Source organism: Flavobacterium sp. CFBP9031 (genome assembly GCF_034044945.1).
Classification (GTDB): domain Bacteria; phylum Bacteroidota; class Bacteroidia; order Flavobacteriales; family Flavobacteriaceae; genus Flavobacterium.
Genome location: NZ_JAXCWF010000002.1, coordinates 1 through 13977, shown reverse-complemented (window position 1 = coordinate 13977; position 13977 = coordinate 1). Strand labels below are relative to the sequence as shown.

16 protein-coding genes are annotated in these 13977 nt (G+C 32.7%); 7 read left to right on the top strand and 9 right to left on the bottom strand.

Annotated elements, in window-relative coordinates:
• Positions 1–12 precede the first annotated feature (12 nt).
• The 3 genes from SOM12_RS03585 to SOM12_RS03575 form a co-directional block, all read right to left on the bottom strand.
• Positions 13–1506, bottom strand: coding sequence for a malate:quinone oxidoreductase (locus tag SOM12_RS03585; protein WP_320492414.1), 1494 nt, complete (start codon positions 1504–1506; stop codon positions 13–15).
• Between the two features lie 126 nt (positions 1507–1632).
• Positions 1633–2046: a Holliday junction resolvase RuvX gene (gene ruvX / locus SOM12_RS03580; protein ID WP_320492413.1), complete on the bottom strand. Its 414-nt coding sequence runs from the start codon at positions 2044–2046 to the stop codon at positions 1633–1635.
• A 157-nt stretch (positions 2047–2203) separates the two neighbouring features.
• Positions 2204–2836, bottom strand: a complete 633-nt coding sequence (locus SOM12_RS03575) for a PAS domain-containing protein (protein WP_095930926.1) — start codon at positions 2834–2836, stop codon at positions 2204–2206.
• Between the two features lie 263 nt (positions 2837–3099).
• On the opposite strand from SOM12_RS03575, the gene SOM12_RS03570 reads away from it, so the two are divergent.
• Positions 3100–3915, top strand: a complete 816-nt coding sequence (locus SOM12_RS03570) for a 2,3,4,5-tetrahydropyridine-2,6-dicarboxylate N-succinyltransferase (RefSeq protein WP_320492412.1) — start codon at positions 3100–3102, stop codon at positions 3913–3915.
• A gap of 69 nt (positions 3916–3984) precedes the next feature.
• Here SOM12_RS03570 and SOM12_RS03565 read toward each other — a convergent pair whose 3' ends face one another.
• The gene (locus SOM12_RS03565) at positions 3985–4731 is read right to left on the bottom strand and encodes a glycosyltransferase family 2 protein (RefSeq protein WP_320492715.1); all 747 of its coding nucleotides are present in this window, start codon (positions 4729–4731) and stop codon (positions 3985–3987) included.
• 126 nt (positions 4732–4857) lie between these two features.
• Here SOM12_RS03565 and SOM12_RS03560 point away from each other — a divergent pair, with 126 nt between their 5' ends.
• Both SOM12_RS03560 and SOM12_RS03555 read left to right on the top strand, forming a co-directional pair.
• Entirely contained in the window at positions 4858–5922 is a 1065-nt protein-coding gene (locus SOM12_RS03560; RefSeq protein ID WP_320492411.1) for a glycosyltransferase family 9 protein, read from the top strand.
• A gap of 18 nt (positions 5923–5940) precedes the next feature.
• Positions 5941–6711 (top strand): glycosyltransferase family 2 protein, encoded by a 771-nt coding sequence (locus tag SOM12_RS03555; protein WP_320492410.1) that lies wholly within the window; start codon positions 5941–5943, stop codon positions 6709–6711.
• Here the strand turns inward: SOM12_RS03555 and SOM12_RS03550 are convergent.
• Entirely contained in the window at positions 6692–7456 is a 765-nt protein-coding gene (locus SOM12_RS03550) for a lipopolysaccharide kinase InaA family protein (RefSeq protein WP_320492409.1), read from the bottom strand. The two genes, SOM12_RS03555 and SOM12_RS03550, sit on opposite strands and share 20 nt — an antisense overlap.
• Before the next feature lie 121 nt (positions 7457–7577).
• Between SOM12_RS03550 and SOM12_RS03545 the strand changes: the two genes are divergently transcribed.
• Entirely contained in the window at positions 7578–8675 is a 1098-nt protein-coding gene (locus SOM12_RS03545; protein WP_095930933.1) for a glycosyltransferase family 4 protein, read from the top strand.
• On the opposite strand, the gene SOM12_RS03540 is transcribed toward SOM12_RS03545, so the two are convergent.
• Positions 8672–9457 carry a DUF5672 family protein gene (locus SOM12_RS03540; RefSeq protein WP_320492408.1) on the bottom strand — a complete coding sequence of 262 codons (786 nt, stop codon included), beginning with the start codon at positions 9455–9457 and terminating at the stop codon, positions 8672–8674. The genes SOM12_RS03545 and SOM12_RS03540 overlap by 4 nt on opposite strands.
• Positions 9458–9632: 175 nt before the next feature.
• Here SOM12_RS03540 and SOM12_RS03535 point away from each other — a divergent pair, with 175 nt between their 5' ends.
• Positions 9633–10193: an L-threonylcarbamoyladenylate synthase gene (locus SOM12_RS03535; RefSeq protein ID WP_320492407.1), complete on the top strand. Its 561-nt coding sequence runs from the start codon at positions 9633–9635 to the stop codon at positions 10191–10193.
• 229 nt (positions 10194–10422) lie between these two features.
• Here the strand turns inward: SOM12_RS03535 and SOM12_RS03530 are convergent, their stop codons facing one another.
• Complete coding sequence (locus SOM12_RS03530; protein ID WP_320492406.1) at positions 10423–11547, bottom strand: cysteine desulfurase family protein; 1125 nt, start codon at positions 11545–11547, stop codon at positions 10423–10425.
• 87 nt (positions 11548–11634) lie between these two features.
• Here SOM12_RS03530 and SOM12_RS03525 point away from each other — a divergent pair, with 87 nt between their 5' ends.
• Positions 11635–12624, top strand: a complete 990-nt coding sequence (locus tag SOM12_RS03525; RefSeq protein WP_320492405.1) for a hypothetical protein — start codon at positions 11635–11637, stop codon at positions 12622–12624.
• A gap of 149 nt (positions 12625–12773) precedes the next feature.
• Here the strand turns inward: SOM12_RS03525 and SOM12_RS03520 are convergent, their stop codons facing one another.
• Together SOM12_RS03520 and SOM12_RS03515 are read right to left on the bottom strand one after the other, a co-directional pair.
• Positions 12774–13325, bottom strand: a complete 552-nt coding sequence (locus SOM12_RS03520) for a Smr/MutS family protein (protein ID WP_320492404.1) — start codon at positions 13323–13325, stop codon at positions 12774–12776.
• A gap of 1 nt (position 13326) precedes the next feature.
• Positions 13327–13500 carry a hypothetical protein gene (locus SOM12_RS03515; RefSeq protein ID WP_008462622.1) on the bottom strand — a complete coding sequence of 58 codons (174 nt, stop codon included), beginning with the start codon at positions 13498–13500 and terminating at the stop codon, positions 13327–13329.
• A 108-nt stretch (positions 13501–13608) separates the two neighbouring features.
• On the opposite strand from SOM12_RS03515, the gene SOM12_RS03510 reads away from it, so the two are divergent.
• On the top strand, positions 13609–13893 hold the full coding sequence (locus tag SOM12_RS03510) for a DUF2752 domain-containing protein (protein WP_320492401.1): 285 nt from the start codon (positions 13609–13611) through the stop codon (positions 13891–13893).
• Positions 13894–13977: the final 84 nt, after the last annotated feature.

Here is a 13977-nt window from a genome sequence, read left to right as displayed (position 1 = left end):
ATAAGGAAAAGCTTAATTTAATTTTAAAACTTCTGCTGTTTGTTTTCTAAGCTCTTCTAAAAGTTCTGGCTTATCATTTAAAGTCTGACCATAAGAAGGAATCATTGTTTTTAATTTTGCTTGCCATTCTGGTGTTTTAATTTGATGTGTAAAACATCTGCTGATCAAATCAACCATAATTGCTACAGCTGTAGAAGCACCTGGAGATGCACCTAATAAAACCGCCAACGTTCCGTCATGCGTATTAATTACTTCGGTACCAAATTCTAAAACTCCGCCATCTTTTTCATCTTTTTTGATAACCTGAACACGCTGTCCTGCTTTTTCCAATTTCCAATCTTTTGAACGAGCTGTTGGAAGATATTCGCGTAAAGCTTTCATTCTATCTTTTGGCGACTGGCGAACTTGCTCGATCAAATATTTTGTTAATGGAATATTATGATATCCTGCAGCCAGCATCGGAATTAAATTGTTAGGCTTAATAGATAACGGTAAATCTAAATAAGAACCATTTTTCAAGAAACGAGTTGAAAATCCTGCAAATGGACCAAAAAGAAGTGCTTTTTCTCCATCAATTACACGAGTATCAATATGGGGAACAGACATTGGAGGAGCTCCAACACTTGCTTTTCCGTAAACTTTTGCTTGGTGTTTTGCAATTACCTCAGGATTTGTACATTTTAGCCATTGTCCGCTTACAGGGAAACCTCCATATCCATTTCCTTCAGGAACATTTGCTTTTTCTAATAAAGGAAGAGAACCTCCACCCGCACCAATAAATACAAATTTAGTATAGGCTTTACGAGTTTTTCCTGTCGACAAATCTTTAATTTTAATTCTCCAAGATTTATCTTCACGCTGTTTTAGTTTTTTAACCTCATGATTAAAATACAAAGAAACACCATCTAATTTTTCTAAGTAATTGAACATACTTCTTGTTAAAGCACCAAAGTTAACATCGGTACCAATTTCCATATGTGTTGCTGCTAATTTTTCGTCAGCAGTTCTGCCTTCCATTACCAGCGGCATCCATTTCTGAAGTTGCTCAAAATCGGTACTGAAAGTCATATCAGAGAAAATTGGATTGCTTTGAAGCGCTTCAAATCTCTTTTTTAAATAATCTACGTTTTTATCTCCCCATACAAAACTCATATGAGGTACGCTTTTAATAAAATTATCCGGAGACGGCACTTTATTTTGTTGCACTAAGTAAGACCAAAACTGGCGCGAAATCTCAAATGATTCTGCAATACTTATTGCTTTTTTAGGATCGATACTGCCATCTGCCTTTTCTGGAGTATAATTTAGTTCACAAAAAGCCGAATGTCCAGTTCCTGCATTATTCCAAGCATCAGAACTTTCAGCTGCTGCAACATCTAATCTTTCGTAAATTTCAATTTTTATATCTGGTTGTAATTCTTTCAAAATTACTCCAAGAGTGGCACTCATTATTCCAGCGCCAATGAGTACTACATCACTATTTGAACGTATGGTTTCGTCAGGCATAACAGTATTTTTATTTAAAGTGCAAAGGTACTTTTTTAATTGCAAAAAAAAACTAATTTTTAGATGATAAAAGTTAGGATTTTCTAAAAACCATTAAATTATAAATAAAAAATACGACGAACAGCGTTATTTTTTTGCGGAAAGATAATCTTGAAGCAGAATTGTAGCAGAAATTTCGTCTATCAAACCTTTGTTCTGACGTTGCTTTTTATTTAAACCGCTGTCGATCATAGTTTGAAATGCCATTTTTGAAGTAAAACGCTCATCAACACGAATTACTTTCATATCGGGAAAAATATTCGAAAAATGAATTACAAAGCCATTAATCACAGAAGCACTTTCAGACGGAAGACCGTTCATTTGTTTGGGTTCTCCAATTAAAACCGCTTCGACTTTTTCTTTAGCAAAATAATCTTTCAAAAAGTCAATCAAAGTATGAGTCGGAATTGTAGTTAAGCCCGAAGCAATAATCTGCATTTCGTCTGTAACAGCTATCCCTGTGCGTTTTTGTCCGTAATCTATTGAAAGGATTCTTGGCATGTTGTAATTTTTCAGCAAATTTAGTTTAAAATATTTTTGTATTTTTCCATTTCACTCAAAATAAACTTTTTCCAAGATTGCTTTCAATAAAAAAATCCGCCTTGAAAATTCAAGACGGACTTTTATCCAAATATTCAAACCTAAAAAATAACTCAATTTATCTTCCAAACAATCGGCCAAAAAAACCTCTGTGTTCTTCTTCCTCTCCTGCATCCTCTTCTTCACTGTAATTAGCAAACTTAGATTGTGATTTTTCGTGTTCGTAAATCAGCTCCTTAATATATTCAACGTACGTTCTCTTTTTCTCTTCCAAGAATCCTATTAAGTACTTTTCGCTAAATTCAACTCCGCTTGCGGCTTCAATCTGCAATAACTTTTTATATAAAGGTTCAATATGCATCGCAATAACTTCCTGCGGTACAGCTTGTCTTCTTCCGAAATAATTTACAATAACGTCGTTTTCGTCTCGGGCGATTTCAAAATCGGTAATTACCCAATAGTATCTTCCAGACTTTGCAAGGTTTTTTACAATAGCGTGAAAGTTTTTCCCGTTTTTAAGATTTTCCCAAAGCACTTTAAAGATTACTTTTGGCATATCGGGGTGACGTATGATATTATGAGGCTGCCCCATTAATTCATAGTCTTCGTAACCACAAACATCTACAAACACTTCGTTGGCATATTCTATAATACCAAAAGCATTTGTTTTACTCATAATAACCTGAGTTTTATCCCAGCTTACTTCTTTGTCAATGATTACTCTGTTTTGAAGGTGATTTTCTTGATTCATATTTTACTGCTTATATGATTTATTTATGGAATGGAATTGTTGATCAACACTGCGAAATTAAAGCGAAGAAAAAGCAGAAACCCTGACTTTTGTCATATTTTGATACAAAAAAAACTTCTAGTGGTAGCGGTATTAGTAAAAAATACATATCGCTTCATTAACCTTACAAATAAGAAACAAAAAGTTAAATCTGTAACATTTTCAAACCGTTTTACTTTTTTGCATTTCTACAAATACCTTATCTTTGCCAAAAAATTAAACGTATGAATTCTTTACAGACTATAATTGAACAAGCTTGGGAAAATAGAGCTTTATTACAAGAAACCGCAACAACTGATGCTATTAGAGAAGTTATCGAATTAGTAGACGCTGGAAAATTACGTGTTGCTGAACCAGTTGGTGACAAATGGCAGGTAAACGAATGGGTTAAGAAAGCGGTTGTGATGTATTTCCCGATTCAAAAAATGGAAACATGGGAATCTGGTATTTTTGAGTACCACGACAAAATGTTGCTAAAAAGAAATTATGCTGAAAAAGGAATTCGTGTAGTACCAAATGCTGTTGCTCGTTATGGAGCTTACATCTCAAGCGGTGTAATCTTAATGCCAAGTTACGTAAACATTGGTGCTTATGTTGACGAAGGAACAATGGTTGACACTTGGGCAACCGTAGGAAGCTGTGCTCAAATTGGTAAAAATGTACACTTAAGCGGTGGTGTTGGTATTGGTGGTGTTTTGGAGCCATTACAAGCTGCTCCTGTTATTATCGAAGACGGTGCTTTTATCGGTTCTCGTTGTATCGTGGTTGAAGGTGTTCACGTTGGTAAAGAAGCAGTTCTTGGAGCTAACGTATGTTTGACGGCATCTACAAAAATTATCGATGTTACAGGTGATGAGCCAGTTGAAATGAAAGGTTATGTACCTGCTCGTTCTGTAGTTATTCCTGGAAGCTACACTAAGAAATTCGCAGCTGGAAAGTTCCAAGTTCCTTGTGCATTAATCATTGGAACTCGTAAACCATCTACAGATTTAAAAACTTCTTTAAACAATGCGCTTCGTGAATACGATGTTGCTGTATAAGCTTTAAAAACTCTAAATATTTAAAATCCAAATTCCAATAGATTATTACTGGAATTTGGATTTTTTTTATTACTTATTTTTTTGAAGTTTAATAAGTTTAGCATATTTCATATAAGAGAAAAAAGCCTGAATCATTGCGATGGTCAATCCGTCAAGACCGTTGAAGATTCCTTTTTTAAAGAAATAACATCGAACAAAAGCTACAGTTCCGTTCAAAACAGGTTTAAAGGCATTAATTCTTTTTCCTTGATCATACAACTGCTGCGCATGCCATCCAGAATATTGATTCTTTTTAGCAATAATCTGATCAAAAGAATCCCATCCGTAATGCAAAATGTGCACTGCAACTTTTTTCTCATTTTGAGCTACAATTTTCTGATGCACTTTAGAATCTGAAGGATGAGCAGTCTGTTTATTAAAAAAACGAACTTTATGATCTGGATACCATCCTGAAAAATCAATTAGTTTATCGGCCAAAAAGTTTTTTACTCTAAAACTTAAAGCATCATGATTTCCTTCCAAATATTTTTTCTTTAGAATAAAATCTTCTGCGTCTTTGTCTAAAAACTCATCTGCATCAAGGTTTAAAATCCAGTCATTTTTACAAAAAGGCAAACCGTGCGTACGCTGCGGACCATCTCCTAAAAATGCCTGTTGAACAACCTGCGCTCCTTTTTCTTTAGCTATTTCTACTGTGCGATCTTTACTGAAAGAGTCTACAATAATAACTTCATCACAAACTTTAAATAAGGCATCTATACATTTTCCAATGTTTTTTTCTTCATTGAAAGTAATAACCAAACCGCTAATTCCCATTATAAATTTTAATTTGTTGACCACAAAAATATAACTTTTTAATTTAGTTTAATCTTATTACCGCCATCACTTGTGCACTTCATAAAATAGTTTGTACTTTAGCTTTCAAATTGAATAAAAAACCAGATGAGAATATTAGTTATCCAACAAAAAAGAATTGGAGACGTTTTAACAAGCACAATTATTTGCAATAACTTGAAGAGCAAGTTTCCTGACTCTACAATTGACTATATGTGTTATCCCAATTCGATTGATGTTCTAAAAGAAAATCCGAATATCGATAACATCATTCCGGTGACTAATAAAATCCGAAAATCGACTTTTGGATTCCTTAAATTCATTTTTGAGATCCGAAGAAAAAAATATGATGCCGTAATAGACGTTTACAGCAAATTAGGAACTAGTTTAATTACGTTTTTTTCTGGAGCAAAATATAAAGTTTCGTATCATAAATGGTATTCTAATATCTTTTACAATTATAGTTACGAACGTTTTGATGCCATAAAATCAGAATATGGATTGGCAATTGAAAACAGGTTGTTGCTCCTTAAACCATTTTTTACTGAAAAGATAACGAATGTAAAACCGAAAATCTTTTTAAAAGAATCTGAAATTGCAGAAGCAAAAAGCATTTTAAAAAGCTACAATATTGATCCTGAAAAACCCCTTATTATGTTTGGAATTTTAGGAAGCGAGCACTACAAAACCTATCCGCTTGACGGAATGGCAAAAATTATCGATTTTACTGTAGCAAAAACAAACGCTACTATTCTCTTTAATTATATTCCGAACCAGAAAGAGGAAGCTTTGGAGGTTTACAACCATTGTTCTGAAGAAACAAAAAAGCATATTATTTTCGATTTGTACGCTACAGATTTACGTCAGTTTTTAGCAATACTTTCTCAATGCGAGATGTTGATAGGAAACGAAGGAGGAGCTGTAAATATGGCCAAAGCACTAGAAATACCAACTTTCTCTATTTTTACTCCTTCTGTTAGAAAAGAAACTTGGCAGTTGTTTGAAAATGAAGCAAAAAATGCTTCAATTCATTTAAAAGATTTAAAACCTGAGATTTACGAGAAGCACACCGAACAATACATAAAAGAACACACTTTTGAATATTATGCTGAATATCCGTTGGAACTTATGCTTAAAAAACTAGAGACTTATTTTCAGGAATATAAAAATTGAAAAAGCAAAGCATCACCAATGAATAGCGAAAAGCAAAAATTATCAGTATTGATTATTACGCTTAATGAAGAACATCATATAAAATCACTTCTTGAAGACATTGATTTTGCAGATGAAATAATTGTTGTTGATTCTTACAGCACCGATAAAACGGTACCTATTGTCGAGTCTTTCAAAAACGTAAAATTAATTCAGAATCCTTTTATTGATTATACCTCTCAGCGAAATTTTGCCTTAGAGCAAGCCGAAAACTCATGGGTTTTATTTATTGATGCTGACGAAAGATTAACACCCGAATTAAAATCTGAAATCGTTACTGCAATTAATGCTGAAAACGCCGCAAGCGCTTATTTTATCTATCGCATTTTTATGTTTAAGGAGCACCGACTAAACTTCAGCGGCTGGCAAACCGACAAGATTTTTAGGCTTTTTAATAAATCAAAATGCAGATACAACGAAGAAAGAACCGTTCACGAAAAACTGATTGTAAACGGACCAATCGCTACTTTAAAAAATAAAATTATACATTTCTCCTACTCTTCTTATGAGGATTATAAATCGAAAATGTACAATTATGGAATTCTTAAAGCCAATGAAAAATTTGCAAAAGGAATAAAACCTTATTTCCTACTGCTATTTCTTCATCCTTTATACACTTTTTTGTACCAATTTATAATCCGATTGGGTTTTCTGGACGGAGGAAAAGGCGTAACAATCTGCTATCTTAATGCGTACAGCGTTTTTGTTCGCTATAAAGAGTTAAGAAGAATTACTTCTTCCAGAATTTAAGTTTCTTTTTCAGACGTTTTTTTCGATAAAACTTTTCTTGAAAATCTGAAGTATCTTTCCATAAAGTATTAAAAATCTTCTCTTCAGGTTCGCTATAATATTTAGCATATTCGTTACTCATTGTTGCCACCATTTCTTTTAATGGAGTCAAACGGCATAAGTTTTTCATACGCGTTTCAAAAGACATTGTAGTATGAAATTCCATTCTGTTCAAATCAACTAGAAAAAAATCATAATTTCCGTTCGCATTCTTTTTTATTAAAGTGTTTCCTGGAGAATGATCCAAAAATTCAATTCCCTTTTCATGAAGATCGAAACTGAATTTGGTAAATTGTCTTAGAATATTATCACGATCTGGATAATCAGGCACTTCTACAAGCTCTCTATACGTCAAGTCACACAAAAGATGCTCACTTACATAATAGCTGTTTTCTAAACCTAATAAAGACGAAAACTCTACAAATGCAATAGGTTCTGGTGTTCCAACACCCAATTCTATAAGCTTGTTTGCATATTCAAAAGATCGTCTGGCTTTTGATTTTCTAAAATATTTATATGCTATTTTATTAATAAAATGAGGAATCTTGAAAGATTTCACGTTTACAATCTTCCCATTTAGATCAAATAATTTTATTTTATTTCGATCGCCATTTCCAAAAAGTTCACCAGAAGAATCAAAACTGCTGATAATTTGTTGTATTGAATGTTCTTCGGACTTAATTTTTTTGCTTATTTCAAATGACATAATGGGTATCTATACTTTTAAAATTCAAAAATAACTAAATGCTTTCATAGAAATAAAAAAAGAAAAGAATATTTTTACAAAAAGTAATCCTTTTCTCATATATTTGCAAAAATTTAAAGCAATGAAAATACTAAATGTTACCTCGATGATTGACTTTCGAGGTGGCGATTCGCAAATGTATACAATCTACAAGCTATTAGCTGATAAAATGGATCTAAAACAATACATTTTATGTCCAGATAAAGCTGTTTTAGCGGCTATCTGCAAAAATGACAATGCTAATTTTTTTACTTACCCAACAAACCGATTCAAATTATTCAGTCTGATTTTATCTATTATTAAAATCTGCAAAAAAGAATCGATAACCGTATTGCATATACATGATTCGTCTTCTTTGACTGCTGCGCTTATTGCTTTAAAATTTTTAAACAAATCAATTACCTTAATATTTAGCAGAAAAAGAAACAATAAAATTAAAGACAAATTTTTAAACAGGTATAAATATTCGCATCCTAGAATTCATAAAATTATATGCGTTTCTAAGGCTGTTGAAGCTATTTTTGAAAAAATTGTAGATCAAAACCGTCTTATAACAATTTATGACGCTATCGATGTTGAACAATTTGCTCAAAAGACAAATCAAAATCTGCTTCATAAAGAGTTTAATTTTGCACCAGAAACCAAAATAGTGGGAAATATAGCCGCTCTTACAAGTCAAAAAGACATACACACTTTTATTGACACAGCTAAACTAATTAAGCTAAAAACCAACACTTCTGACTCCATAAAATTTATTGTAATTGGAGACGGCCCTCTTAAAGAAGAGTTAGTAAATTATACTATTGAAAATAATTTAGAGCATGATTTATTCTTTACCGGATATCGAAATACTGCCGATTTACTTCCAGAATTTAATGTTTTTCTATTAACTTCTGTAACTGAAGGACTTCCATTGACTATCTATGAAGCTTTTGCCTGTAAAATTCCTGTGGTATGTACTAAAGCCGGCGGAACACCAGAGGTCATTACAAACGGTGAAACGGGATTTCTAGCCGATTTAAAAGATACCGAAACGTTATCCAATAGCGTACTTAAAATTATAAACAATCCAGCTTTACAGGAAAAAATAAAAACCAATGCCTTTCAGCTCGTTAGTCAAAATCATAATCTTAGCATAATGCAAAAAAACTATTATGATTTTTACAAAAGCTTAAATTAATATTGATCTAAAATTGGTTTCCAGAACTTATTCACTTTAGGTTTGTTAATGGCATGACAGCCAAAAGGAAGTTTGTTACCCGCTATTTTCATAGCAATTTCTGGTTTTCTATCTATGGCAAAAAGCACACCTTCTTTATAATCCGGAATTTTAAAATTTGAATCAAATTCGGGAGCTTTTAAAGACCAAAAAACGTCTTCTGTAGCATAAATTGGCTTTTTATCTGCTTTTAAAAAGTCTGATATAAATTGGCTTTTTTCTTTTGCAATAGCAAAATGCGAAGCCACTTTACGTAATGAAAATCCGCCATTACCTACTTTATAAAAAATCTGTTCACGCTCTTTTTTCTTAGCCGATCTGAAATTTTTAGTAATTGTGTTTAATATTTTCTTTCCAAAAGTATCTACAGGAGTTGCAATCCAGGGAGCACCAATATAATCATAACCTTTCTGGCACCATTCTGCTAATTCATTTCTAAAAACGAATGCATCAAGCTGATAAATCAATATATATTCTGAATCTAAAAAAGGCTCGTAAAATTCTGGCAATAGCAAAAGCTCATTATAACCATCTATAGTAGCAAAATGATGTTTAGGAAAACTTTTGAAAGTTAAATTCTCATATTTTTCAGTCAAATAAGAACAATTTAATCCTTCTGGATGCGCAATTACAATTTCATAATCTTTTAAAATTTTGCAGCCTTGTAAAAATGATTTTTCTTCTAATTCTCCAAAATATTCCTTGTATACAGGAATAACTACTTTTGCTAATACTTTATTCATATGGTTTTTGGTTAAAGCAAAACTGCTTACGGCTTGGATTTTTTTGCTATTTGGTATTCTAACTTTAAGTGCAAAAATAATCTTATAAATTACAAAAACTTAATTATTGCCAAGTAAATTTGATTTTTTTACCAAATAAAAAAATTAATTTTGCACTTTACATATTCCATTTATAATGAACGAAGAAATTATCAACGCATACGAAGTAATTAAGGAAGGCGGTATCATTTTATATCCAACAGATACGGTTTGGGGAATTGGCTGTGACGCTACAAACCCAGAAGCTGTTGCTAAAATCTACAAGTTAAAACAGCGTGCAGAAACACAAAGCATGATTGTTTTAATGAATGGCGAAAAGATGCTGTACAATGTATTTAAAGAGATTCCTGAAGTTGCATGGCAAATCTGGGATTTATCGGAGAAACCCACTACTTTAATTCTTGATGATGCTAGAAATGTTGCTCCAAATATTATTGCTGCGGACAAATCGCTAGGGGTTAGATTGGTAAAAGAACCTTTCTGCTTCAAATTGATGGAGAGAATGAAAAAGCCTTTGGTTTCCACTTCTGCTAATATTTCTGGACAACCAACACCAATAGCTTTCAAGGACATTAGCCCGGAAATTATTAACGGTGTTGATTATGTGGTGAAATTAAACCAAGACAAAATAAACGGGAAATCTTCTACGATCATCAAATTAACCAAAGATTCTCAGGTAAAAGTAATTCGCAAATAGTTTTTTGTTTCAAGTTTCAGGTTTCAGGTTTCAGGTTTCAGGTTTCAGGTTTCAAAAACTTTGAGTGTAGTTTTTACCGCAAAGTACGCAAAGAAGCTTTTATTGAGAATCTAAATAGAATTTAAAAAGTTCGCAAAGCTTTATCAAAACAAGCTTTGCGAACTTTTTTATTTTAATGGCTCTAAAAACTTAGAATCTCAGAATCTCAGAACCTTAGTATCTTAGCAACTTAGACTGTTTTCAGACTTTCAATTAACCAATCGATATCTTCTTTGGTGTTGTAATGACTAAATGAAATTCGGAGATTTGGCAATTTTAAATCGGTCTCCGAAAGCATTTCGTTTAAAACGTGCGACGGTTTAATACTTCCAGATTGGCAAGCGCTTCCTCTAGAAACAGCAATTCCTTTCATATCTAAACTAAAAAGCAGCATCGAAGTTTTGTCTGATGAAAACGGCAGAATGATATTGATAATATTATAGAAATCTTCTTTTTTTCCGTTAATTCTGAAATTTGGAAAATGAATTTCTAATTGTTCTATGAGATAATTTTTTATTCCTAAAATATAATTTCTTTCTTCCTCTAATTTTTCATAAGAAATAGACAAAGCTTTTGCCATACCAGCAATCTGATGTACCGCTTCGGTTCCTGCGCGAAGGCCTTTTTCTTGTTCTCCTCCAAAAAGCAAGGGTTGTAAACCAGAATTTTTTCGAATAAAAGCAAATCCAATACCTTTTGGACCGTGAAATTTATGTGCACTCGCCAAAATAAAATCAATAGGCGTTTTTTGAAGATCGATTTCCGTTTTCCCGACAGATTGAACTGTATCCGAATGGAACAAAGCGCTATACTGCTTGCTAATCAAACTTACACGATCTAGATCTAAAATTGTCCCCGTTTCGTTATTGACATGCATTAAACTAACCAAAGTCTTTTTTTCTTCGGATAATAAATTAGACAAATGCGTTAGGTCTAGACTACCGTCTGCATTTACATTTACATAATCAACTTGAATATTGTATTCTTCCTGAAGCACCCAAACAGTATGCAAAACAGCATGATGTTCAATTTTTGAAGTAATAATTCTCTCCACCTTCAAATCTTCAACAGCAGAGCGCAAAATCCAGTTGTCGGCTTCTGTTCCGCCAGAGGTGAAAATTATTTCTTGAGCAGTACAATTTAAGTGTTTTGCAATACTCTTCCTAGAAAGTTCTAATATGGTCTTACCGTTTCGACCAAAACTATGTGTAGACGATGGGTTTCCGTAATCCTCAAGCATTATTTTTGTCATTTCCTGAATTACTTCAGGACGCATGGCAGTTGTTGAGGCATTATCTAGATATACTTTTTTCATTGCTGCAAAGTTAAGAAATATCAATTGTCAAATCTTAAATATCATTTGGCAATTTTTTCACTATTTTTGACCCAAATAAATTTTACGATGAAAAAATATGCTGCCCTCCTATTGTTCGCTCTTTTCTTGAACGGATGCGATGATGGAGATTTAACTGTAGACGAAATAGATTTTGCTGATGTACAGGAATCATCAGCCTGCGATCCGTTAACAAATACTTTAATTTATAAACTAAAATCTCAGGAAGCGCTTTTGCTTCAATTGCCTCAGGGAGCAATCATTAATGATCAAGGAACCTACACGTATACTATTGACGCAAATGGAAAAGGATCATACCGTGTCGTTTATAGAGCTTATGACGGAACTGTAGCAAAAGATAATATTTGTGGTGCAATACCTCCTACCACTCCAAAAGTAACAGAAGAATGGAATGCAGTTGAAGGTTTGATTGAAGTTGCAACAACTCAACTAGTAGATTCAAGTGCAACTGACGGAAGCACAAGAATAAAGGGTTATGAACATAGTATTATTTTTAGAAATATAACATTTGCAAAACCAGCAGGAAATCAAACAGAAGCTGAATTTGTGTTTGGAACATACAACACAACTATAACTAAAGCCGATTTGACTTTCAAAACTAATCCGAATGGTTCGGCTTATGAATGTGACAACAAAACTTACAATTACAACAATTCATTTTATTTATCGATCGAAGATATCGATCCTGCTTTGATCGTAAATGTACCTACAACTAGCAATCAACCTCGTACAAGTTTAATAACAGCAACACAAAACAAAGTATTTTACAGAACCGCATTGGCAGAAACTGGATCTATTACACCAGCTTTTATTTGCGCTAAAGTACAACCAAGTTCTCCTGCAATCGATGAAACATGGACAGGCCAACTTGGTGTAGCAAACGTAAGTGGAATTATTGAAGTAACGACTACGCGAACGGGGCAAGTTTATGAACACACGATTGTTCTTAAAAACGTAATTTTACAAAAAGGAAAAAGCAACTTTAAACTTGGAAGCAGTTTCGTTCTTGGAAAAGTTACCAGAGATGCAACCGACTAAAAACTTAGATTTCTAAAAAGAAATCTGCCGAAATAATTCTTACAAAAAAAAACGTCTATTTTTTGTCTTGATTTAAGTATAAATCTTTTCAAAAAACAGACGTTTTTTTATGCTTTGCAATTTATCTTTTCCCTTAAAAAAAAGCGGTTTTATTTATTGTTTTGTTTTATATAAACTTCAGTTGCTCCAAGTCCGTATTTTTGATAATTGGCATCTTGGAAATCAATTCCGTCATAACGGCCTAATAAAAAATCAAGTTCTGCTTTCAAAATTCCTTCGCCCACACCATGAATAAAAACGATTTTCGGAATGCGATTTCTAATCGCAAATTCGATATGTCTTTTTGCTGTTTCGGTCTGTAATGTCAAAATATCATAGTTAGACATTCCGCGTTTATTTGGAACCAATTTTTCGATATGCAAATCAAATTCCGGAACACCAACATCGCGTTTATCTTTCTTTTCTTTAACAAAACTTCTCGGTTTTGGCTCTGTTTTCTCTTTTGAAACTTCATCTAAATCAATTCTTTTAATAGAATTCATTAAATTACTGGTTTCTTGTATTTTAATAAGTTCATTGACTAAAAATGTCATCATAAATCCATCCTCAGTTTCAATCAAAACTTCATTGTTTTTAACCGAAATCACCGTTCCGTTTATAGCTTCATCAAGTACAGAAACCTTATCTCCTTTTGCCAGCATTCTACTCTTCTTTATCGTTATTTTTACTTGGTGTTTTAGCACTAAGCTGCATCATTCCGAACATGAAAACTACAATTGCAGCAATCATGATATAGATGTTTTTTTCCTCTGAAACTTGCTCATAAAGCGCAACCGAAATCGCAAGAATCATTATTATAATTTTAAAAGTTTTCATCCTTCCTGTATTTTAAGATTTCAAAAGTATAAAACTTTCAAGTACTTGTTCTATACCACTCCAAACGTTTGTCATATTTTTTTAGTAAAATTGCAAAAAAGATTCACCATGAGCTTAGAGAAATACATGATCCCTTGCCTATTCAAAACCTTCTTTGGTTATGACTGTTTAGGGTGTGGATTTCAGCGTTCTCTATTCTTACTTTTTCAAGGTGATTTTTCAGCCGCTTTTAAAATGTATCCGGCCATTTATACTTGTCTTTTACTCTTCATTTTTATCACGTTTCATTTCTTAGATAAATCTAGAAATTATAAAAAAATCATTTGGAACATTGCCGTGGTAAATTTCATTTTTATGCTCGGCGGCTATTACTTCAAACACTTTTATTTTTAGATTTTAGATTTTAGATTTTAGATTTTAGATTTTAGATTTTAGATTTTAGATTTTAGATTTTAGATTTTAGATTTTAGATTTTAG

Coding starts and splice junctions, on each gene's coding strand:
- SOM12_RS03545 (WP_095930933.1), top strand. CDS start 7,578: ATGAAAATACTAAATGTTACCTCGATGATTGACTTTCGAGGTGGCGAT.
- SOM12_RS03585 (WP_320492414.1), bottom strand. CDS start 1,506: ATGCCTGACGAAACCATACGTTCAAATAGTGATGTAGTACTCATTGGC.
- SOM12_RS03515 (WP_008462622.1), bottom strand. CDS start 13,500: ATGAAAACTTTTAAAATTATAATAATGATTCTTGCGATTTCGGTTGCG.
- SOM12_RS03540 (WP_320492408.1), bottom strand. CDS start 9,457: ATGAATAAAGTATTAGCAAAAGTAGTTATTCCTGTATACAAGGAATAT.
- ruvX (WP_320492413.1), bottom strand. CDS start 2,046: ATGCCAAGAATCCTTTCAATAGATTACGGACAAAAACGCACAGGGATA.
- SOM12_RS03570 (WP_320492412.1), top strand. CDS start 3,100: ATGAATTCTTTACAGACTATAATTGAACAAGCTTGGGAAAATAGAGCT.
- SOM12_RS03520 (WP_320492404.1), bottom strand. CDS start 13,325: ATGCTGGCAAAAGGAGATAAGGTTTCTGTACTTGATGAAGCTATAAAC.
- SOM12_RS03530 (WP_320492406.1), bottom strand. CDS start 11,547: ATGAAAAAAGTATATCTAGATAATGCCTCAACAACTGCCATGCGTCCT.
- SOM12_RS03550 (WP_320492409.1), bottom strand. CDS start 7,456: ATGTCATTTGAAATAAGCAAAAAAATTAAGTCCGAAGAACATTCAATA.
- SOM12_RS03510 (WP_320492401.1), top strand. CDS start 13,609: ATGAGCTTAGAGAAATACATGATCCCTTGCCTATTCAAAACCTTCTTT.
- SOM12_RS03560 (WP_320492411.1), top strand. CDS start 4,858: ATGAGAATATTAGTTATCCAACAAAAAAGAATTGGAGACGTTTTAACA.
- SOM12_RS03555 (WP_320492410.1), top strand. CDS start 5,941: ATGAATAGCGAAAAGCAAAAATTATCAGTATTGATTATTACGCTTAAT.
- SOM12_RS03575 (WP_095930926.1), bottom strand. CDS start 2,836: ATGAATCAAGAAAATCACCTTCAAAACAGAGTAATCATTGACAAAGAA.
- SOM12_RS03535 (WP_320492407.1), top strand. CDS start 9,633: ATGAACGAAGAAATTATCAACGCATACGAAGTAATTAAGGAAGGCGGT.
- SOM12_RS03525 (WP_320492405.1), top strand. CDS start 11,635: ATGAAAAAATATGCTGCCCTCCTATTGTTCGCTCTTTTCTTGAACGGA.
- SOM12_RS03565 (WP_320492715.1), bottom strand. CDS start 4,731: ATGGGAATTAGCGGTTTGGTTATTACTTTCAATGAAGAAAAAAACATT.